Origin of the sequence: Bacteroides sp. AM32-11AC, assembly GCF_003603515.1 — a bacterium.
GTDB classification, from domain to species: Bacteria; Bacteroidota; Bacteroidia; order Bacteroidales; family Bacteroidaceae; genus Bacteroides; species Bacteroides uniformis.
The window spans coordinates 202,023-223,557 of record NZ_QTNH01000002.1; the positions used below are offsets into that span (position 1 = coordinate 202,023).

At 44.6% G+C, this 21,535-nt stretch carries 23 protein-coding genes and 1 pseudogene; 10 read left to right on the forward strand and 14 right to left on the reverse strand.

Annotated features, from left to right (window positions below; all coding sequences use genetic code 11):
* The coding region (locus DW800_RS19785; RefSeq protein WP_119957753.1) for a hypothetical protein at window positions 1-187 on the forward strand (187 nt) is incomplete at its 5' end.
* Between the two features lie 263 nt (window positions 188-450).
* Here the strand turns inward: DW800_RS19785 and DW800_RS02735 are convergent.
* From DW800_RS02735 to DW800_RS19555, 9 genes are all read right to left on the reverse strand, one after another.
* The gene (locus tag DW800_RS02735; RefSeq protein ID WP_119957754.1) at window positions 451-1,773 is read right to left on the reverse strand and encodes a sigma-54-dependent transcriptional regulator; all 1,323 of its coding nucleotides are present in this window, start codon (window positions 1,771-1,773) and stop codon (window positions 451-453) included.
* Window positions 1,766-4,078, reverse strand: coding sequence for an ATP-binding protein (locus DW800_RS02740; RefSeq protein WP_119957755.1), 2,313 nt, complete (start codon window positions 4,076-4,078; stop codon window positions 1,766-1,768). Before DW800_RS02740 ends, DW800_RS02735 begins: the two co-directional genes overlap by 8 nt.
* On the reverse strand, window positions 4,075-4,701 hold the full coding sequence (locus tag DW800_RS02745; protein WP_119957756.1) for a CatB-related O-acetyltransferase: 627 nt from the start codon (window positions 4,699-4,701) through the stop codon (window positions 4,075-4,077). Before DW800_RS02745 ends, DW800_RS02740 begins: the two co-directional genes overlap by 4 nt.
* 12 nt (window positions 4,702-4,713) lie before the next feature.
* A complete protein-coding gene (locus tag DW800_RS02750; protein ID WP_207814318.1) occupies window positions 4,714-6,003 on the reverse strand; it encodes an MATE family efflux transporter in 1,290 nt (429 codons plus the stop codon).
* A gap of 249 nt (window positions 6,004-6,252) precedes the next feature.
* Window positions 6,253-6,873 (reverse strand): CatA-like O-acetyltransferase, family 2, encoded by a 621-nt coding sequence (locus DW800_RS02755; protein WP_119957758.1) that lies wholly within the window; start codon window positions 6,871-6,873, stop codon window positions 6,253-6,255.
* An 80-nt stretch (window positions 6,874-6,953) separates the two neighbouring features.
* Entirely contained in the window at window positions 6,954-7,775 is an 822-nt protein-coding gene (locus tag DW800_RS02760) for a helix-turn-helix domain-containing protein (RefSeq protein WP_119957759.1), read from the reverse strand.
* A gap of 252 nt (window positions 7,776-8,027) precedes the next feature.
* Window positions 8,028-8,450 (reverse strand): conjugal transfer protein MobA, encoded by a 423-nt coding sequence (gene mobA / locus DW800_RS02765; RefSeq protein WP_119957760.1) that lies wholly within the window; start codon window positions 8,448-8,450, stop codon window positions 8,028-8,030.
* Between the two features lie 282 nt (window positions 8,451-8,732).
* The gene (locus tag DW800_RS02775) at window positions 8,733-9,200 is read right to left on the reverse strand and encodes a DUF3408 domain-containing protein (RefSeq protein ID WP_119957830.1); all 468 of its coding nucleotides are present in this window, start codon (window positions 9,198-9,200) and stop codon (window positions 8,733-8,735) included.
* Between the two features lie 262 nt (window positions 9,201-9,462).
* On the reverse strand, window positions 9,463-9,615 hold the full coding sequence (locus DW800_RS19555) for a hypothetical protein (protein ID WP_165859877.1): 153 nt from the start codon (window positions 9,613-9,615) through the stop codon (window positions 9,463-9,465).
* 64 nt (window positions 9,616-9,679) lie between these two features.
* On the opposite strand from DW800_RS19555, the gene DW800_RS02780 reads away from it, so the two are divergent.
* Together DW800_RS02780 and DW800_RS02785 are read left to right on the forward strand one after the other, a co-directional pair.
* Window positions 9,680-9,991 carry a helix-turn-helix domain-containing protein gene (locus DW800_RS02780; RefSeq protein WP_119957761.1) on the forward strand — a complete coding sequence of 104 codons (312 nt, stop codon included), beginning with the start codon at window positions 9,680-9,682 and terminating at the stop codon, window positions 9,989-9,991.
* 52 nt (window positions 9,992-10,043) lie between these two features.
* On the forward strand, window positions 10,044-10,349 hold the full coding sequence (locus tag DW800_RS02785; RefSeq protein WP_119957762.1) for a helix-turn-helix domain-containing protein: 306 nt from the start codon (window positions 10,044-10,046) through the stop codon (window positions 10,347-10,349).
* A 150-nt stretch (window positions 10,350-10,499) separates the two neighbouring features.
* On the opposite strand, the gene DW800_RS19560 is transcribed toward DW800_RS02785, so the two are convergent.
* From DW800_RS19560 to DW800_RS02800, 4 genes are read right to left on the reverse strand one after another with little or no spacing between them, the layout of a single operon-like run.
* Window positions 10,500-10,697 carry a hypothetical protein gene (locus DW800_RS19560; protein ID WP_165859876.1) on the reverse strand — a complete coding sequence of 66 codons (198 nt, stop codon included), beginning with the start codon at window positions 10,695-10,697 and terminating at the stop codon, window positions 10,500-10,502.
* Window positions 10,694-11,068: a hypothetical protein gene (locus DW800_RS02790; protein WP_119957763.1), complete on the reverse strand. Its 375-nt coding sequence runs from the start codon at window positions 11,066-11,068 to the stop codon at window positions 10,694-10,696. The genes DW800_RS19560 and DW800_RS02790 overlap by 4 nt, the downstream gene beginning before the upstream one ends.
* A 24-nt stretch (window positions 11,069-11,092) precedes the next feature.
* Window positions 11,093-12,310 carry a site-specific integrase gene (locus DW800_RS02795; RefSeq protein WP_119957764.1) on the reverse strand — a complete coding sequence of 406 codons (1,218 nt, stop codon included), beginning with the start codon at window positions 12,308-12,310 and terminating at the stop codon, window positions 11,093-11,095.
* Window positions 12,311-12,325: 15 nt separating this feature from the next.
* Window positions 12,326-13,555 (reverse strand): site-specific integrase, encoded by a 1,230-nt coding sequence (locus DW800_RS02800; RefSeq protein ID WP_119957765.1) that lies wholly within the window; start codon window positions 13,553-13,555, stop codon window positions 12,326-12,328.
* A 279-nt stretch (window positions 13,556-13,834) separates the two neighbouring features.
* On the opposite strand from DW800_RS02800, the pseudogene DW800_RS20105 reads away from it, so the two are divergent.
* From DW800_RS20105 to DW800_RS02820, 4 genes and pseudogenes are all read left to right on the forward strand, one after another.
* A pseudogene (locus tag DW800_RS20105) lies at window positions 13,835-14,026 on the forward strand (tyrosine-type recombinase/integrase); the annotation flags it as partial.
* 44 nt (window positions 14,027-14,070) lie between these two features.
* Window positions 14,071-14,484 (forward strand): virulence RhuM family protein, encoded by a 414-nt coding sequence (locus DW800_RS02810; protein ID WP_005650101.1) that lies wholly within the window; start codon window positions 14,071-14,073, stop codon window positions 14,482-14,484.
* A 177-nt stretch (window positions 14,485-14,661) separates the two neighbouring features.
* Window positions 14,662-15,603: a ComF family protein gene (locus tag DW800_RS02815; protein WP_119957767.1), complete on the forward strand. Its 942-nt coding sequence runs from the start codon at window positions 14,662-14,664 to the stop codon at window positions 15,601-15,603.
* A gap of 13 nt (window positions 15,604-15,616) precedes the next feature.
* On the forward strand, window positions 15,617-16,471 hold the full coding sequence (locus DW800_RS02820) for a hypothetical protein (protein WP_119957768.1): 855 nt from the start codon (window positions 15,617-15,619) through the stop codon (window positions 16,469-16,471).
* A 116-nt stretch (window positions 16,472-16,587) separates the two neighbouring features.
* Here DW800_RS02820 and DW800_RS02825 read toward each other — a convergent pair whose 3' ends face one another.
* Window positions 16,588-18,507, reverse strand: coding sequence for a P-loop NTPase fold protein (locus DW800_RS02825; protein ID WP_119957769.1), 1,920 nt, complete (start codon window positions 18,505-18,507; stop codon window positions 16,588-16,590).
* A 219-nt stretch (window positions 18,508-18,726) separates the two neighbouring features.
* Between DW800_RS02825 and DW800_RS02830 the strand changes: the two genes are divergently transcribed.
* From DW800_RS02830 to DW800_RS02840, 3 genes are all read left to right on the forward strand, one after another.
* Window positions 18,727-19,080 (forward strand): helix-turn-helix domain-containing protein, encoded by a 354-nt coding sequence (locus DW800_RS02830; RefSeq protein WP_018709308.1) that lies wholly within the window; start codon window positions 18,727-18,729, stop codon window positions 19,078-19,080.
* On the forward strand, window positions 19,064-19,480 hold the full coding sequence (locus tag DW800_RS02835) for a helix-turn-helix domain-containing protein (protein ID WP_118940931.1): 417 nt from the start codon (window positions 19,064-19,066) through the stop codon (window positions 19,478-19,480). The genes DW800_RS02830 and DW800_RS02835 overlap by 17 nt, the downstream gene beginning before the upstream one ends.
* Before the next feature lie 277 nt (window positions 19,481-19,757).
* Window positions 19,758-21,524 (forward strand): DUF4099 domain-containing protein, encoded by a 1,767-nt coding sequence (locus DW800_RS02840; RefSeq protein ID WP_119957770.1) that lies wholly within the window; start codon window positions 19,758-19,760, stop codon window positions 21,522-21,524.
* Window positions 21,525-21,535 lie beyond the last annotated feature (11 nt).

The following is a 21,535-nucleotide window of genomic DNA, read 5'->3' on the forward strand; positions in this document are numbered from 1 at the left end:
TTACACAGGTCCCGGTGGTGGACTTTACACAGGTCCCGGTGGCGGACTTTACACAGGTCCATGTAGTAATCCATATGTTAGCAACTGGCCTCCTCCACATATTTTAATTCAAGAACTGCGGAAAAGGAATATGAATAATATTGTGGATTATCTAATAAATATGGGCTTTATAGATTATGCCTATTAAATAGCCAAAGAGCAACTTTAACAATTAGGTTGCTCTTTGGCTATTTTAATAGAAGTCGTATGGTTAAAAACTTCGGTAATATTTGCTACATACCAAAGACTAAATTATTTGGTAACATTCCTAATTTCTATGTTTTGTGGCTCATCACTATTAATCCAACTCCTCTGTATTCAGAGATGACACTAATTTTGAAACCGATATCTTTATATTGGATAAAATGCAATATTGATATTCGTAATAACGAAAATTTGGTGAATTACCGGCTATGATTGCCTGAATTTGTATTTCAGCCCATACTCTTCCAGCTTGCTGTACAGCGTTGTGCGTCCTATTCCGAGCAATCCGGCGGCAACCTTTCGGTTTCCGTTCGCCTGCTTCAAAGCGCGTAGGATACGCTCCTTATCCTCCGCATCGTTGCGCAGGGCGAAACTGACGGGAGAGGTCGGTTTTGTCACGGCAAGTTCCAGATGCTCTTTCGTGACAATCCCTGTCTGTGTTTGCAACACCGCACCCATGATTTTCTGTCGAAGCTCACGGACATTGCCCGGCCAAGCGTGGGTCAGCAATGTCTTTTTGGCTTCTCCGTCAAATCCGATAACATCACATTCCAGCTCTTTGTTCGCAATTTCACGGAAGAACTCAGCCAACGGCATTATGTCCTCCTGACAGTCGCGTAACGGCGGGACGGTTATCTCGAAGTCATGCAGACGATATAACAGGTCTTGCCGGAATCGCTTTTCGTTCACAGCCGCCTCCAGATCCTCGTTGGTGGCAGCGATGATTCGGACGTTGAAACTCTTGTCCGTCTTGTCTCCTAACGGTCGGTATCTCCGCTCCTGTATGGCACGGAGCAGCATCTGCTGGGTCTCCATTGCGAGGTTGCCCACCTCGTCCAGAAACAGCGTGCCACCCTCAGCCTCGTGGAAATAGCCTTTCTTGGTGTTGTCCGCTCCTGTGAACGCTCCTTTGACGTGTCCGAAGAATGCGGATGGCGCAAGTTCTTTGGTGAGTGAACCGCAGTCCACTGCAACGAACGGTTTTCCTGCCCGTTTGCTTTTGTCGTGCAGTTGGTGTGCGATATGCTCTTTGCCTGTACCGTTCTCGCCAAATATCAGCACGCTCATGTCAGTAGGAGCCACCAGCCTTATTCGTTTCACGATGGTTTGAAAAGCCGAACCGTCACGGGAGAACACTGGCATACGGTTTCTTCCGATACTCCTTTCTTTTAATATGGTACGGAGCAAAGGGACGAGTTTATCCTCTACAAGTTGCTTGGGTATGTAGTCCAGTGAGCCGAGTTTCATACTTTCGACTGCCGTATGCACCTCGGCATAGTCAGTCATGATGACAAAGGGCTGCATCCTGCCCTCCTTACGCATCCAGCGCAACAGGTCGATACCGTTGCCATCGGGCAGGCGCAGGTCGGAAACCACGATGTCCCCGTCTGCGGCTTGTTGCAGATATTTCTTCGCGGTCGAGAGGTGGAAAGCCTGCACGGTACGGAATCCTTCCCGTGCCAGCAGGTTGCAGACAAACTCGCAGTACACGATATTGTCTTCCACTACGATGATTTTTGTCTTATCCATTATCGTATTTCTTCCTTTCTTCTTTTGCCAGTTGGATTATCTCCGTTCCTTTATCCAGTATGGCGGTTACTGCATGGGGTATCGTTTTCCAATCGGAAGTATCCTCGCCATGAAGCAGTTTATAAAGTTCCCTCAACGGTTGGTCGGCACGGAGTATCTCCCATGAACTTCTCAAATGATGTGTAAGGGCATCCAGTTTTTGCAGGTCTTTCTTTTGTTCTGCATCTTTGACCGCCTGCATTTCCTTTTCGGTTTCCAATATCAGCTTCTCCAGCATGGCGGATTCATTGCCGTAGGACAACAGGGTGGAGAAGTCCGGCACTTCGTCCGATATGCCTTTAATGGCGCATTTGTCTGAAATTTCCATCAGTTCGGATATGGAGAACGGCTTGAACAGGCATCCGGCGAATCCACGTTCCATAAGTTCCTCCTTGATGCAACTACCCGAAGCGGTTGTCACCACTACCGGGATAGCCTTTGAATTGCCCACATTGGACGAGCGTAACAGTTCCAACAACTCGAAGCCGTCTATCTCCGGCATATTCAGATCAGTAAGCAACAGGGCGTATTCCTTTTTCCGTATCAATTCCATCAGCTTTGCCACATCAGTGCAGGTGTCGCAGTGTATTTCCTCCTGATTGAACATTTCTTTCAGCATCAGAAGAAGCACCTCGTCATTATCAATAGCGACAACATCATAGTATTTCTCGTTGTTGCGGGTATAATTCCGGACTATCCGTTGTGGCTGTCGTTCTTCGGCGGGCTGCGCGGGTATTTCCACTATAAAACGGCTGCCCCTGCCTTTTTCACTTTCCAGCCGGATAGTGCCGTCGAGCATCGCCACGATGCGCTGTACGATGGAAAGTCCCAGCCCGAAGCCGTCTTTTGTGACGGCGTTTGACAGACGTTCAAACGCACCGAACACTCTTTTCTGTTCCTCGTCTGTCATACCAGTACCCGTATCTTCTACAATGATTGTCAGGACACTATTATCATAACCTGTTGTCAATGATATGGTACCGTTCTCCGTGAACTTGACGGCATTAGACAATAAGTTGTTCCCGATTTGCAGTATGCGCTCTTTATCTACCAAGACAATAGCTTCTGTCTGGTTTGTTATGGTAAGAGCCAGCCCTTTGTTCATCGCCATAGGCATAAACTCTGTTTCGAGAGTCTGTGTAATTGCTGAAATCCTGTAAGGAGACAAATTCGGCTGTTCTTTGCCGTTGTCCAGTCGGAAGAAGTCAAGCAGGGTGTTGAGCATTTTACGCATACGTTCGGAGGATTGTCGGATGTTCTGAATATATGTACCTGTTTTATCTATGCCATTCTCTTTTTCTATCAGTCCAACATAACCGGTTATTGCTGTTAAAGGCGTACGCAGTTCATGGGTGATGGTATGGACAGCTTTCTTGCGGGAGGCTATCAGTGCCTCATTTTGCTCTACCGACTGTTGCAACTGCCCGATCAAGTCCGTCGTTTTTCGTTTGTACCTATTGATACTATTGGCATTACGGTGTATGATGATGTAGGAGATCACCAACAGAAGGAGGACGAATCCTGTCAGGCTACCTATTTGCATAAACGACTGTTCCCTCATGGCGGTTATCTCGGCTTCACGTTTTTGCAGGTCGGCTTGCACTTTTTTATCCATCTGGCGGATAAACCCGTGCAGTTGCCGGTTAAGTTCCGCATTCCGTGCCGCAAGGCTGTCGGCGTGTTCCGACAGACGGCGGCTTTGTGCCCGTTGCTCGGCAATCATATCACGGTCGAGAGAGCGAAGCATCGTGGTGGTCACGGTTGGCTTTGGCTTTTCTTTCTTGCCGAATATGCCGAGAAATCCTTTCCGCTTTGGCTTTTGCGGCTGTTCCTGCACACTTTTCTGCACGATTACAGGTACCTGCCGTGCAATCTTCTCGTTGAGGACCTGTTGCTCGTCAAGCACCTGAACAATCTGGCGCATCTGCTGCTCCTTATCTTCCAAAAGCTGACGCACGCTGTCTATGCGCTCTTCCGGATAAATCGCTTTGAAGCGGCACAGCATACTGTCTATCGCCATACGCTGGGTATGGTAATGTTCCAAATCTTTATCATCCCACTCCAATACGCTTTCGCCCGATAAAGAAAGTTCAATAAGAAGAACAAATATTTCGTGCGATTCTTGGCGAAAAGTATCTATATGACGATTCTGAACTTCCAATTTCTCTAAATCGCACCATTCTTTATACCAAATATACATTATGCCGATAACCAATAATGCCATCAGCAAATAGCCGAGTGAAATTAAATTCTTGATTGACTTCATACTGCCTGTAATTTATCCCAACGTCCATCTTTCAGATAAGGCAAAAACTCCCGTATCTTATCTACCGACCAGTCCCACCATTTCAAAGTCTGCATCTGTTCTATTATATCAGGACTGAACCGCTTTCGTATCTCTTTGGCAGGAACACCACCCACAATGGTATAGGGCGGCACATCTTTCGTCACAACCGCCCTTGTTCCAATAATAGCCCCGTCACCGATATGGACACCAGCCATAATTACGGCTTCATATCCTATCCACACGTCATTGCCTATCACGATGTCGCCTTTGTTGTCCCAAGCAGAAGCCACATTTACCTTATCCAATTCCCAATCTTCATAGAACAGCGGAAATGTGTATGTCGATAGTGATTTTAGGGTATGATTGGCACAGTTGAACAGAAATTTTGCTCCACAAGCAATAGAACAGAACTTTCCAATTATCAGCCGTTCGTGGTTAATCGGATAGTGATACAACACATTGTTTTGCTCAAACAGACACGGGTCTGAAACAAAATCATTGTAAATGGTATAGTCGCCTATTTTGATAGACGGGTCTTTTACGACAGCGTTCAAATAAACGGTTTGCGTGTCACCCTTACGGGGATATATCTTGCTCATCATAACTTTCAGTTCTTAGTATTGTTTATATTTAAGATAAATGACGGATTGTGTACCAAGCAGTATCACATATAAGTATTCCACAGCCCAATATGTCGCTAACGGGACATCACAAGAATCTAATCTCCATAAGCAGAACAGATAAGCAATCGTAGTTGTCACCTGAAAAATGAATACCGTCCGTGTCGCTCCCGTTCCTGTGGCGGCATTCAGATAGACGTAACCGGGTAGTGCAAAGAAGTAATTTAACAGCATGACAAGAAAAGGCGACCATGCAAGCTGTACGATAGCGGGATTTTCCGTATAAGCCCCTATAATGGGCTGGTGAAAGCACAACGCAAAAGCAATCAATGGAATGCCTGTTGCGTATCCTAAACGGATAATCTTATGGCAAAGCGGAAAAACTTTTTTCTTTTCACCTGCTCCAATCAGATTACTCACTAAAGAACCGGTGACACCTGCCAACGCATTGACGATAACAGAAAACAGTGCGGAAACACTTCTTACAATGTTTGATACTGCCAATTCCGTTTCTCCCAAACGTTCGATAGCCACGAAGAACAGAAACCAAATGGCTACACTTGTAAAGGACTGGAGCATACTCCATACCGAGATAGAAAATACCTCTTTCAATATCGTTATATCAATACGCCAGTATAAGCCATACACTTTTTTATCAATGTGTCTAAACATATATGCAGCCAATACAGCCAGCGAACACATTTCGGCAGATGAAGAAGCGATAGCCGCTCCCGATATACCCATATCGAAGCCGAATATAAGGAGCCAGTTCAGCGGAATATTCACCAGTACGGCAGTGAAAGCCGCCATGTTCAGGGATTTTGTCTGTGTGATACCGACCAAAAACGAACGTAAGGCAAGGAACGGGAAAGAGAACAACAATCCCCAAATACGCCAATCCAAATAGCGGATAACCGCATTATAAACATCATCCGAAGTTATCAGATGTTTCAACAGAACGGGAGAAAATATCTTGGACAGCAGACAGAGGAGTACAGCCAGCATCAACAAAAAAAGCAATCCCTGAAAGAACGTTTTTCCCGTTTCTGCATACCGCTGTTCTCCGTTACGACGGGCAATTACCACTTGCAACCCCAAACTGAACCCGAAGCCGAGCATATAAATTGCCAAGAACCATATTCCGGCAAGAGCAGATGCGCCCAGTTCCACATCACCCACATGCCCTAAAAACAAAGCATCGGTAATATTTATCAGTTGTTCGATAAGGATGCTCATCATTACAGGAAAAACGATGAGCCAGATTTTCTTATAGGTATAATTCATTTGTTCAAACCAATATGATACAATACATCCTGCCGCTTTAAGCAGCACGACAATCTTATAGATTTATAATAAGGAATAATGACAAAACAATGACACGCAAACTTAAAACATAAGCCTGTCTATTGCTGAATAGCAATAATTGGAAGTGCTATTCGTTGAACGTAGCTATATGCACAACTGCCATTTCATATTGTTGAACAACTATTTATTTTTCTGTTAGTTCTGCAAAGATAGCGTTTTTCCCTGAACTTATATTCTCAATTTATCAATTTCTTTCTGAATCCCGTCCAAAAAGCGGGAAGCGTGCGCCCCGTCCATTTGCGTGTGGTGGAACTGGAAAGAAACGGTGAGCGTCGTTTTCATCAGGCGACGTTTGTATTTGCCCCAAATAAGAAACGGATTATTAAAAATGCCGCTATACATGCCGACAGCACCGTCTATTTCATATTGTGCCAATGCGGAAGTTCCGATAACCATGCTTTCCGTCAAGTCGTGATTGACGCAACTTTCAGCCACTTGTTTGGTAAGTTGCAGATAGTGTTGGTTAAACAAAGATACATCATCACAGAAAGGAATATCACACGAACTTACCTCGCCTTTTCTGTTAGCTACAATGGTGTTTACTGCAATGGTATCGTACTGCATCAGTTTACCGCCAACGGGCAGCGTATAAAATTCTTTCACGTCCCTTGCGGCTTTGCCGATGCACCAGCACATCAACATATTAAACTTCATGCCCGATTTCCGGCTGATTTTCACAAGGCGTGACACGTTGAGTGTCTTAAAGAACGTCACCATTGGCATGGGTGCGTTCATCCACATTTCAAAGGCGTATGCCCGGCTGGTTTCTTGGGGATTTACTTCTTTCATACTTAATGCTATTTTCATTTAATGAATCAGATAGCAAAAGTAGGAGAAGCGTTTGACCCCGGATAGAACAAACGGGACATTTATACGGGATTGGTGAACAAATCGGAATAAGGATTTGATACTTTCAGCAAAAACATGGGCGTATATCCGCAGAACTTCTTGAACTCCCGGATAAAGTGCGACTGGTCGGCATAACCGCTGGCGTATGCTATTTGTGCCTGATTGATTTCTTTGCCCGCTTGATGCTGCATCTGCGCCAAAGCCTTTTGGAAACGGACGATACGGGTATATTCTTTAGGATTGATGCCTACAAATAAATGAAACAACCGCTCAAACTGCTTTTTGCTCAGGCAGGCAATGGAAGATAACTCGTTTACAGAGATTTGCGGAGTGATATATATTCGCTGTATGGCGGCATCTATTCTTTTAATTCTGTATGTGGTATCAGCTAAATTATCGGCAATTTGTGACACCAGCCATTTTTCTATATAGCTTATGCAAATAGAATTATTCTCACAGTCGAATATTCGTGTAGCCAGTTCATTCAAACTTTTGTTTTCAAGGCTGTAACCGGACACTTCTTGATTATAAAAGAGTGAAGTCGGTATGTTCAGAAACATACTCATAGCGTGAGGGTGGAATACAACCACTATCATTTCCGTATTGCCGTCAGCATACAAATGGGATGAAAAATTAACTTGTCCGCTGATGGTAAGTTTATCTTGTGCAGCATTCAATTCGGGAATATATAGTGGTGTTTGCTTATGGAAGATGATTTGAGGACAACCGATAGGAAAAGTCAGGGTATTCAAAAACTGGTTACTTTTGAATACCCAATAATATCTCACATAAGGTTGCAATAGCTTACATGGTCTGTAAAAATCGAATTTCTCTTGAATCATTTTACAAAAGTAGCAATTTCGTGTTAGTTACTAAGTAAAAAGAGGTAAATGAAACATAGAAACGACTGCGCATAATGACAAAGTCGTTTCTATGATAAGAATTATATTTTCAATCCTTTCGGTCGATTTCCATCTTTCGCATATAGTTCCGGATGTCCGATGATGATATGCCGGACCCTATGAAATTCTCGGCGTTTCGCATTATTTCACAGGGCTGTGTATCTACTGTATTTTTTAGGTGTACAATGGAATTTATCCTTTCCGTTGTTCCCATTTGGCATACATTTCTCTTGAAAGTTCTACAATTTCCCGGCTCAGTTTCACAAGATCGATGGTATGTTTTTCCAACTTGTAGAGCAACGCCATCGCCTTCTTCTCCGAAAAATGGATGCGCAACTCTTTAACGACCTGATTGTAGTTCGTACCGATGGCACGGAACTGGGCGTGGAAGTCCGACAGTTTGGTGTAGTAGTCCACCAGCGTCTTGTCCACCTTCAGCACCTTGAACTTCTGTCCGAAGAAATGCGCCTTGAGAAAGACGGCTTTCGCATACACCTGTGATTCCTCATACATCGTAAGGAACTTGTTCCATTCCACATCGTCGAAGCGCACCATTACACAGTGCGTCTTCGGGTCTGACACGGGATTTCTCCCGTACTTGCTGTTCTTTTTCATTCTATCTTCTTTTTTCAATTTAATGGTTCATCCATTGTCTAATCTCCGATTAAAAAACTTGGAAATTATCCGACTGCGGAGGATAATTCTGCCCACGGCGGTGCAAGGATTTTCAGTTACTTAGAATTATTCGGGTAACTGAAAATATATCTTGCTGTGTCTTTGAGGACACAAAAAATCCTCCGCCAGTCGGATTGGTTTGTCAGTACAATAACTCTTCCGGCGTATCGGTCAAACCGATGGAGTGCATCCAGCGGCTTGACCGGTTCCACCGCAATCCGCTCAGAGTTTGCGCCATTGCTCGATGTCTTCCCGGTAGGCTTCAAGGTGCAGGCGGGCGAGATTCTCGATAAGCCCCGATGCACTCATGCCACGTCCTCCGAGGCGGCGGACAATCTCGTCCAGTTTGTCACGTACTTCACCGCTGACGAACACGGGCTTGCGGTCGGTTATCTTGGGGACTTGCAGGTAGGTGGTACGGTACTCGTCCAGCGACAGCTTGCGTTGTTTGCTGCTGACACGCTTCTGTGGCATTGCCATATCTTCGGGCGTTCCGCCTGACGGTTCATCCGTTGTAACAGTTTCCGCTTTTTTCGTGACGGTCTTGCCGGGTTGTGCCAGCTGTTCCGGATCCAGACCGATGTTCCTGTAGAAGTCGTCCATAGACTTCTCACTGCGGGATTCCCTGCGTCCCATTCTTTCCACGATTTCACGAGCCTGCTGCTCACTGATACTTGGTTCTCTTTTCATTGTCATAAAACAGGTTGATTAAGTTATTACTGTGGTCTTGGTCAGTACCTCGACCGATTGTTGCCAGCGAAATAAGGCGTTTTAATACAGTCAGTCAAGCGTTTGGATTCGATTCAGCAATTTTGTATGGCTTTGCTTAATACCAGTCTGGGCATCGGTGTAGATTTCACCGATTTGCCGGAATGCTTGAATCAACCGGGATGCGATGTGAAAATAGAATAAGGGCTTATCAAAAGCCTTACCGATGGCTTGTTTCTTCTTGTCAAGAATACGGCAACGGAAGCTTTCCTCCCTTACCTATTATAATAATGACATAGCAGTCAAAAGGAGCGCATTTTATGGAAGTATAGACATTGCCACCCCGGACAACCTCTGCCGTATCGGTGCCACAAGCTGCCATTTCCGAAAAATCCATTGTCGGATAACGCATTATATATTCCTTTGCGGCAAAAGGAACAATAACATCAAAGAAAAAGTATATGGAAATTGTATCAATCGAAAGAAAGACCTTTGAGGCGATGGTCGCCAAGTTCGACCGTTTCGTCAGCCGCATGGATGCCATCTGCCATCGGCACGGAGAAAAGAAGATGGGCGAGTGGATGGACAATCAGGACGTGTGCCGGATGCTGAACATCAGCCCGCGCACGTTGCAGACCCTGCGGGACAACGGCACGCTGGCTTACTCGCAGATAAACCATAAGACGTATTACCGTCCCGAAGACGTGCAGCGTGTCGTTTCCGTTGTAGAAGACAGACGAAAAGAAGCGAGATTCAAGGGAAGGACGATATGAACTTGATTCAATGAACGAAGTAAAATAACAATACCCACTAAATCCAAAATGTATGAATGAACTGATAAACAAGGACAGCGAGTGGATAATCCACTTCATGGGCAGCATTGACCGTCTGCTTGACAGCTTCGAGCATCTAACCGCCAACTATCGCCCGACACTGGGCGGAGAACGTTTCTTCACCGACAAGGAAGTATCTGCACGGCTGAAAGTGAGCCGCCGGACACTTCAGGACTACCGCAACGAGGGACGGATAGCCTATATCCAGTTGGGCGGCAAAATCCTCTACCGTGAATCCGACATCGAAAGGATGCTGAACGACGGCTACCGCTCCGCATACAGACTGACAGGCACATGATTTTCTTGAAGGAGCGCAGTTTGCCGTCTGCCCTGTGATTGCGCCGCAATGGACTTTCGGCAAAAAGAAAAAGGAACGGTTTACAGATGAAGCGTCAAAATCCTGCTTCGTCTGTAAGCCGTTTCCTTTTTTCTGTCTTCTGATTTTCCGTCAGTCGCTTGTTTCCGTTGCCGGATGCCCTTCAAGCGTATGGCTGGCGGTGGCAAGGTTTTCGGACTGAATACGCTCCACAGGAGGAAGATTCCGCCCGAAACGGTTCTGCCGCCTGACCTTGCCGCCGCCATCAGAGCCATACGCTACCTTTGCATCCGTGCATCGGGAACAAGTGGCTGGCGGAATAAGCCTCAACTATACCATCGGTTGCCGCCTCTGCCACAGGAAACAAACAATGTAATTGGAGTTTCTCTCTTAGTGCTGCTGATTTCATTTATTACAAACCGTCTGAACAGGATACTTTCTTTACTGCATATTCTGAATGCAATGGCTATAACCATTTCAAGGCTGTAAACGTCATAACTGATTCCATCCGCTTGCCTGACGTACCTCATTGTATCAAGTTCACTCACTTCCTTGTTCTTGTAGATGGAACAGATTGCCTTGCGGATATGGCAGGAAAATACGCCGAACAGGTCGGCAATCTCGAATTGTGTCATCCACACGGGTACGGTCGGTATCGTGACCGTACCCGTCTCACTTATTGTTATTATTCCTCTGTCCATAATATGTTGATTTGATATTGGTTATTATTCGCTATTTATCTTTTCGCTAGCCGATACTTTCTTTCTCCGTTCCATCAGCCTGTCCATGTCCTTTGAGATTTTATCATCGGTTATCCGTGCGTAGCCCTGTGTCGTCCGGATATTGGAATGCCCCATCATCTTGGCGATGCTCTCTATCGGGATATCCGCCGAAATCAGGAATGTTCCGAAGCTGTGCCGACTTTGATGATAGGACAAGTTATCTTCTTTGCCAATGATTACGCCTATCTCGTGAATCTCAAACCACAGGGCATCACGGCTGGGAAACGGAAACACGGGCTGTTCGTCATCGGTCGTATTGTACAACGACAGTATCCGTTCCGCTATGGGATGCAGGGGAATGAACGCCTCCACATTCGTCTTCTTGCGGTTTATGCGGATGTACCGCCTGCCTTCCGCATTCATCCCGATGTGGTGCGGATGCAGCAACTGTATATCCACGTACGCCAGCCCGGTCAGGCAGGAAAATATGAAAGCCCGTCTCGCCAGCTCCAGCCTGTTGTCATACATCAGAGTGGAAAGTATCTTCTTGAAATCCTCACGGCTGATGTACCTGTGCCTTGCCTCCGGCTTGGTTTCATATTCCATATCCTCACAGGGGTTCGCCCGGATTATCTCCTTATCAACCGCCAGATACAACAGGCGGTTCAGCCATCGCAGGCAATGGTTCGTCTGGGATGCCCCGAAATTCTTGCACTTCTTCAGATAGGCTTTATAGGATTTGCCGAAGTCCTCTGTAACTTCTTCAAGATTGATGTCCTTTTTACCTGACGACACGATATAATCCGTCAGGTATTTCTGGTAATACATTGAACTTCGGTAAGAAGAGGTTGAGTCTATTTCCTTGGAATGTTTCTTCAACCGTTCTCTTTCCCATTCGCCCATTTGCAGGAGGGTGGTCGGATGAATGTTGTTCAAGGTGATATGGTTCTTCAGTATCTCCGCACTGACAACACCTTGCGATTTCAGTATCTCATTATAGGCTTCCTTCGTCAGACGCAGGTATTCCCGCAAGCGGTTGTTCTCCCTTACGGTTCTTATCTCGTTCTTCTTGCCGTTCCAGTCCTCCGGTCGGCAATAAATTCCGGTGCTTATGACCGTCTGCTTACCGTCGATGGTTATACGGCACAGGACAGCGGTCGTACCGTCAGCTTTTACCTTGCTGCGGTTAATGTAGGGCAACAATGAAAATGTGCTTCGCATATTGTGTATTCGGTGTTAAAGGGTTAATTGAAAATCTTTTGTAGCTTCTATGAACTTGTCCATGTCCTCGAAAAGTTTTTTCGGACTGACACGGGCATAAACCTGAGTTGTGGAAATGTCGGAATGTCCCAGCATCCTACTGATGGTCTCAATCGGCACGCCCGCTTCAAGCGTTATCAGCGAGGCGAAACTATGTCTCGCCTGATGGTAGCACAAGTCATCCTTGATTCCTGCCAATGCCGCCAACGCCTTCATGTGCCTTCTGAGATTTGACCAGCGAAGTAAAGGAAACAAGGTTTCCCTGTCCTCACTGTGATACTTATTGATAAGTGCAATCGCTTCGGGCAATAGTTTTACACTGGCACGGAGTTCGTTTTTCTTTCTGCGGTATTTCAACCATAACGTTCCGCCCTCATCTGTATTCAAATTAGCATGGGTAATCGAAACAACATCCGCATAAGATACACCCGTGTAACATCCAAAGAGAAACATATCCCTTGCCAGCATATGGGATTTGCGGTATGCAGGTATTTCCACGTCTCGGATTTTCTCGAACGATTCGCGGCTTAATGCCCGTGGGGTTCTTTCCGATTGTTTGGGCAGGGCAAAATGCCGGAAATGGCATTTCTCGGAATACCCTTTCTTGTAGGCGAGGCGGCAAATTTTCTTCAAGACGGCAAGATGGTGGCGGACTGTATCTATCGCATATCCCTTCTCTTCCATGGCGAAAGCCTGATAGTCGTGGATGAATTGCTCCGTCAGTTGTCCGAAAGCCAAATCCCTGACCTTGTACTTGGTCTCGATGAACTCTCGAAGTGCCAGCCGCATATAGTGATAGCCGGGATAAGTGCCTTTGGCACGGTCTATTCCGATACGCGCCTTGATGTCGTCACAGACTACATCGGTCATTTTCATGAGTGTCATCTGCGTTTCCATGCTGCCTTGAAAAAGGTCTTTCACGTCGGTGGCATCAAAATCGCCCTTACGCCCCACAAGGCTGTCGAACGCAGTGTTTATCGCCAACAATAGCTTGTCAATCTTGGCATTGGTTTCCACCGCCTCGCGACTCTTCCCGTTCAGACGGCTCTCACGTGGATTCCACAGTTCGGGAGTACAGGACAACTTGCAACCGAACTGCGCCATTGTGCGGTTCACCGTGATCCTTCCCATTATCGGGGCTTTGCCCGACTTATCCAGTCCGCTCTTTTTGAGGTAGAGCAGTACCTTGAATTTTTCTACTTTCATACGCTTATATTTTTAAGTGCAAATTTACTTGCCATATAAGCATTCCTTGATGTGCAAAGCACTGTGTATGAGAGCAAACAAAACGGTGAGGACTTCTTTTCATTGCCTTCCGTTACCTATTCCCGTTTCGGTAACTGGATGGCTAACGGTTTGGTAACTGAACAACCTCAATATTCCGTTGTTATTTGCGTTTTCTCCATTTGGCAAAATACTGAAACAATGCTCATTTCAAACAGCTTACGTTTCATCCTCACCTGTCTGCTTTTCCTTGCACAGCCTATCACTTTTCATTTCATACGTCACACATTTGCTACGACCACAACTCTGGCTAAAGGCGTGCCGATTGAAACGGTGTCGAAAATGCTGGGGCATACGAACATTGAAACGACACAAATCTATGCCCGCATAACTAATGAGAAGATAAGAAAGGATATGGAGGTCCTTGCGGGAAAACTGGATGCCATGTTATGACCTCCATGCTGAGATTCCATATATAATGTATAAAAGCAACTATTATGGTGAGATTTGGCAATTTTGAAGTGGAATATAACCGTAATGCACCTGATAAGGTGAGCGTAAGGATAGAAACGGACGACAAGGGCGAGGTATGGTTGCCGAAATGCGACATCGCACGGGCGTATGGCGTGTTTGTACAGTCGGTAAATGCCGGACTGAAATCCCTTGCAAAAACCGGTGACTTTGATGAATACCGGGATGTGCGGGTGGAACATTTCACCTATAACGGGAAAGATTGCAGTGTGGACCTCTACAGTCTGGCAACCATCATTGCACTGGGATTCCGCATGAAGGGACTGAAATGCGAGGCATTCAGAAAGTGGGCTGCAAGACGGCTGGCAGAATCATTTGAAAAGAAGAAAAGTACGGTGATTCTCTGCATGAGCGGCGAAAAGAGAAACAGCTGGAACTGAAAGCCGCAGGATATGGCGGATATACGTGTCGGGATAGTCTCCCCTGTTCGGGAGGCTGTCCCGACACGTGTTTTATGCAAGTTAAAAAATGTAAAATCGTAAACACGCTTATCCGTAAACCGATAATAATGTGTAACTTAAATCCCTCTTAAACCTGTAATTAAAGACAGAAACGGTATGGTGGAAGAATTTGACCTGCTTGAAGAGGTGGAAGTGCAGTTCTGCGATGAGGAATGCACGGAGTCGGTATGGCACGGAGTGAATTACAGCGAGAGCCTGTTCTGCAGGGAGAAACCGAAGTCGGAACTGACGGTAGTCATCAGAGAGGAAGGCATGATGTACTTCCTGACTGCGGACATAAAGGAGTTTGCCGGCTTGTGCCGGAAACACGGGTGGTACATCGTCTCGCACCAGCGGTTCAGCGAGGCGATGGAAATCGGCATGTGCCTGATGGAAGCCGGGAAACATGCGGGATGGTATTCGCTGGGCAGGTCGAAGGAATGGAATGCCATGATGAGGGATGTGCTGAACTTTACGTTTGAAAGGGAGAAGAAAATGGACTTCTACCCGTACGAAACGATGTTCAAGGGAGAAGTTCTTATAGACGGGTGCAGGTGTCACTACCTGCATGACTATTACCCAACGAAGATTGAAAAGACGAATGCACACCAAAAACGGGTAAGCAACCTGATATTCCGTTTTAAGGAAGGAGGACACTGTGGCGAGCTGGTCGCACGGATACTGGCACTGTGTCTGAAACATGCGGGATTCAACGGAACGAAGGAAGACACGGTACTGATACCTATACCCGCATCAACAAGGGAAAGACAGCGGAAACGCTTTCCGGTGGTATGCTACTACCTGTCGGAATGGCTGGGCATTACGGACGGTTTCAAGGCCATCTGGATAGAGGAAGACCGCGAGCAGCTGAAAGGAAAGGGAAAGGATAAGGACATACTGCGGAACCTGCAATTCACACGGCGGTATATCAGAGGAAAGAATGTTGTCTTGTTGGATGATGTACTCACGACCGGGGAGAGCTTCAGGCAACTGCAACGAAAGATGAAACAACTGGGGGCATTGTCGGTTATCGGGGTGTTTCTGGGAAAAACAGTGTAATAAACTTTTTTATATGAGAACGCGTTTTTATAATTTTAAGGTTGGTGTGGATTTTAAATTACCATCACGTGAAAAACTTTTTAAAAAGATGGGTGAATATGATACACTTGCAGAGTACACAGTTTGTGCTTTACGTGATTTTGAGAAAAAATGGGATAGAAAGAAAAAGTTTGAAGATTATGTAACACAGAAAGCTATAGAGCATAGTGTAAATCTAAGAGGTGGGGTAACACTTCCTAATCATGAACCAGCTTTGTATAAATCATTTATGGTAAATTCACATGCATTATTAGGTGATTTTATCCAATCATACAAATTGGATATAAGAAGTCTGATTGATCCAAATTTCAAATTGTGTGATACTGATGGATTAAGTAATGTGGAAAAGTTAGTAAGGGCTTTGAAAACTAATAATATAGTACCAAACTTTCCAAAGTGGTTATTACCTTTACTTGATTATTATCGCCTATTACGTAATAGTACGGCTCATGTTCAGGAAGACGAAGATAGATGTATGAAAGCATACCTAAAAATACCTTTGGGCGAATTTGAAAAAGATTACCCTATTTTTAAAGGAAAAGCTCCAAATATGCCCGATAGTATCACTATGGATGATTTTTATTTGTATTCGGCATCAATTAAACATTTTGCAAATTTCCTAACTATGGCCTTAAAAGGAAAAGTAAAATGGGCTGAATTAGGTGCAATCCATCCAGATTTTGATGTAAGAAATATACCGAAAGGTACTGATATAATTGCAAAGATAAACTCAGTGCTATTTATGAAATATAATTATCATCCAACAAAAGATGAATTTGAACAAATAAAAAACTATATAAAAGAACATAAACATTCAAGTACACACTAGAATGTTTTATAAGTCGATATTTATGCTAAATAAAAGTAAGTTGTATTGTACCTTTGTTTTCTTTTATGGAAAATAGTACGCATTTAATTCTGCTAAATGCGTACTATTAAAAAATGCTATACCGTTTTTGGAGAAGATATGAGTTGGTTAATACATTTGTCCAATGTACATATAAGACTCTTTGTTGTTAATTTATCAATTAATCTTTGTTTGGATGTCAATTTAATTAATGAATCTTTGATACCTTTTAAATATTCAAGATCGTCTAAATGATATTGTGATATTGCACCTGTTATCTTTGTTTCAGGCAAATAATATCTTATAGATAGATACATCTCAATATTTTCTTTTGATGTATTTGAGAGCCTTGAAAGCCTTGAAGCAACTCTTTTAGTATTGATTCCTTGAAATATAGAAGACAGCTCATAACTGCAATACCCACTTGGTATGCTTTCTTTAAAAACGGAGCTGATATTTCCAGCTTTATCGTCATCAATGTTTTCCCAAAATGATTTACAAAATTTAACTCTCTCTTTCTCAAAATAATTGTCTAGTTTATTTTTGGCATATTTAATCAGTTCGACCATTATTTCTGATGTGTATTCCATATATTGTTTTCCCCAAGAAGCATTATAAGATCCGATAAGAAAACACTCATTATCGTTTTGCTTTTTGAATATTTTATCTATGTGATTTAGTGCTTTTTGTTTTAAAAAACTTTCGTTACAATGAGCCAGTTTTATTCGATTGAAATGGATAAACATTCCTGTAATATGCAATACAATGCTCACATATTTGATTTCTCCTTTATAAAATAAATTTTTTACAGATTTGAGTTTTTCCAAAAAAGTATTATTATCTAATTTTCCATAATACCATAATTGCTCCCAATCCTGACTATGAGGAATATTTAACATGTCACTTTTATTTAAAGTTGCTGTTAAATTCGAAATATAACCATTGTCTATAAAACTGATTATATCTTTTATTGTGATAGAGTTGTAAGAATACTTTATATTATATTTTTCTAAAATAGAAATGTATTTATTTTCTATGTTTGATACATTCTCTTTTACAGTTTCATCTGTGAAATATGAAGTATGATTTTGAAAATATTTAATGTAATTATTCCCATTCTTATATTCACAATATGTGATAATGAAATAAGCTATGACATTTTGAATAAATATTTCATATAAGCTCTTATTGTATTTTGTAGCATCAAGACTTGAAATAAGTCTATTGAAATCAGAGAAACACTGTTTGATAATTCTGAGATTTTCTGTCTGTGAAGCTATAAACAAGTCAGATATTAACTCTTTATTGTCCTGAAGGTGGTGATTGTGACTATCGTTGATGAAAGTATCTATAATAGTGTCTAAATCTTGTCTTATTGAAAAAGTTTGACCAATTAATTTTTCCTTAAATTCCGCATATTTTGATGGTAATGTATTATTCTCAGATTGCTTTTTGATTTTATCTTCATCCCCTATTATTATAATTTTACATTTAGAATGTTCAACCAAATTATTTATATAGCCGAAGATTTCATCTATTGGAATTTTACATCGTTCTAAATCATCAAATATAAGAATTTTATCTCCTTTGACATAATCATTGGGTTTCGAAAGAATTTCAATAATACTTTCTGTGTCAAAAATAGCAGAAAAATCCCTTGTATTGCCATCACCATTAAAGTCGAAATTTCCTTGTGTGGCTGTCTTTATTATCCCACAAAAAATTTTTTTTGCAACTTTCATACCTTTAGAATACAAAAAAGGTCTTAACTCTTTACGTATAAGATATGAAACTTGAGAAATAGAAGAAGCCCCATAAAGGCTAATATAAATTGGTCTTAATTTGATACAATTTTGGGGTACTGTTTCATTATTTTTATTTTTCCATTTTTCTATCAGTTGATTAATATAAAATGTTTTACCACATCCCCATTTTCCTTGTATTAATACGGCATATTGAGGATTATCCATATTAAGATAATCATTCAGATACTTAGTTATATAATCAATATTACTCATAGGTTACTTATATATATTCTAACGCAAAGATAATAAATATTTTATGAAGGCTTCATCCGTGCTTTAGTGCCGGATGGAGCCGCTTTTTTTGTGCCCGTATGCGGGGAAAACGGGGATTATGGAAGAAAAATAAGGAAAATCATTCCCTACTATGGAAATACTATGGATTGTGCCTGCGCGGAGTTGCGCACCTTTGCAGCGTAACCAATACGGAAGGATATGGAAATAATAACGATGGACAACGAGGTCGTGAAGACGATGATGGAGAAGATAGACCGCATAGCGGACTATGTTTTCAAGAAAGACAACGTGCCGAAGGAGGAAGCGGAAATCCTGCTGACGAGCGAGGAGGCGGCGGACCTGCTGAAAATCAGCACGAGGACACTGCAACGGATGCGAAAGGACAAGACTATTCCCTACATGATGGTGAGAAGCAAGTGCCGGTACAGACTGACGGATCTGGAGGAATGCGTGAGACGGAAAATCGTACACTGCAATCCCAAGACGCTGGAGGAGTTCAAGCATAACTACCTGATGACCAGAAAGGAGGCGGATGATGGAAGGGATTGGTAAGGAAATGTTCGAGGAATGGATGAAGCGTCTCATGGAACGGATTGACCGGCTGGACAGCATCATATCGGTACTGATAAACAAGGAAGCGGCGGGCGTGAAGTACATGGACGGAGAACGGCTGTATGACAATCAGGACCTGTGCGAGATGCTGAGAACGAGCAAACGGTCGCTACAGCGGTTCCGCAGCGAATACGGACTGCGCTACCAGAAAATCAGCCGCAAGACCTACTACAAGGAATCGGACGTGCTGGAGTTTATCAGCCGGAACATGGAAGAGGTGACGCTGGACGGCAAAAAGGTGCTGAAAGTGAAGGAAGGAACGGGAAAGAAAGCTCCGGGCAAAACGGCGAAAGGGAAAAAAGGAGGCAGAAGGAATACCGGGACTGACAAGCACACGTGAAACGGATGCGAAAAGAAAAATCAGTAATGGATGGTGACCGGATGTAAACGGAAAGCTGAGGGTGAGACTGATGCAAACCGGGACTGACAAGCATACGTGAAACGGATGCGAAAAGAGAAACCGGAAGTGGATGGTGAACCGGATGTAAACGGAAAGCTGAGGGCGAGCCTGATGCAAACCGGGAGTGAAAGGTGAACGGGAAACCGGAACGAAAAGTGAAACAGACCTGTACGGGAATACCGGCGGGACTATCATCAAACAATAAAAAAATCAATCAATGGAACAGAAAAAGAAAAAGCAAGAGGATGTACTGGTCGTCCGCGACGAGAAGACGGGCGAAATCAGTGTGGTTGCCGGACTGGATGCCAGGGGCTATCCCAAGAGGGCACAGGCAAAGGCGGAACACTCGCAGGAGTTTTTGCGCTTTGACCGCCACGGGGATGCGATAGACAATTTCATGAGAAATTTCTACCGCCAGTGTAAGGAGCCGACACGATTCGGTTTCTACAGGGTGGCAGCGGACACGGTGGAAGCTCTGCTTCCGGTTATCAAGGACCTGCTGAAAGACCCTGTGGCGAATACTGACCTGCTCGCACCGCACAAAGTGGATACATCGGCGTACCAGCAGACTGAGGAACAGCAGGCTGCGGAGGAGGCGAAAAGAGAAAATGGCGAAACGGAGGCTGAGGAACAGCAGACTACGGAAGAGGTGAAAAGAGAAAATACTGAAACGGAGACTGAGGAACAGCAGGCTGCGGAGGAGGTGAAAAGAGAAAATACGGAAGAAAATAATGTGGAACAGAAAACGGACGAGAAAATGGAAGAAATGAAACAGAAAAATCAGGAACAGCAGCCGCAGGCAGCGGAAACGCAGACGGCACAGGGACAGCAGCCTGCACAGGAAGGGCAAGCGCAGGCAAAACCGGAGAAACCGAACCTGATTGCGGACAGCGATGTGGACTGGAAGGAACTGGAGCAGTTCGGTGTGAAAAGGGAAAACCTGTCAGAAAAGGACATGAAAGCCCTGATGAACTACGGGAAGACAAGGCTGGTGACGGTGGAACCGGTACTGGGTGGAGAACGCTATGAGTTGCAAGCCCGACTCTCGTTGCAGAAAGCGGAAGACGGAAAGCTGAAACTTACCCCCCACTTCGTACGCCATGAGCCGAGACTCGACGTGCCATACAACGGCTATACATTCACGGACGAGGATAAGCAGGCACTGAAACAGACGGGCAACCTGGGCAAGCTGGTGAACGTTGCCGATACGAAGACCGGAGAGATGCGCCTGGCGTATGTCAGCATCGACCGACTGACGAATGAAATTGTGGACGTACCGACGAACAAGGTGCGCATCCCGAACCGGATCGGACTGACGGAACTGTCGAAGGCGGAACAGGAAATCCTGCGTGCGGGGCTGGCACTGCCCAAGGAGGTGACACTGAAGGGCGGGCGCAAGTTCGAGGCCATGCTGCAGGTGAACGCTGACAAGCGCGACGTGGAGTTTGTGCCGGAGCATCTGTGGCAAGGACAGTCGCAGCGACTCGGAAACGGACAGGAGAAAAAACAGAAAAGCCCGGAAGCCCCGGATGCTACCGGACAGCAGCAGAAGGAAGACGGGAATCAGGAGAACGGACAGCGGCGCAACCGCTCGTGGACGAACGAGGACGGAAGCATACGTCCGATAGGCAAATGGAAGGACGACAAATTCACGGAACAGCAGAAGGCGGACTATGTGGCGGGCAAGGTCGTGGTGCTTGCCAACGCGAAGGATGACAAGGGACAGCCCTGCACAAAATACCTGAAGTTCGACCGTGAGAAAGGCAGACCGCTGACCTATTCGGAAAACCCTGACCTGGCACAGACCGTTGCCCCGTCGAACGAGAGCCGCACACAGCTTGCGGTGAACAACGAGGGCAAGACGAACGAGGCCACCAGACATGTGAAGGAGCCGCTTCAGCAGGGACAGACCGCCCCGAAGGACGACACCCAGAAACAACAGCAGGAAAAACCGAAGAAGAGCAAAGGCATGAAGGTATCCTGAGTGCCACCACT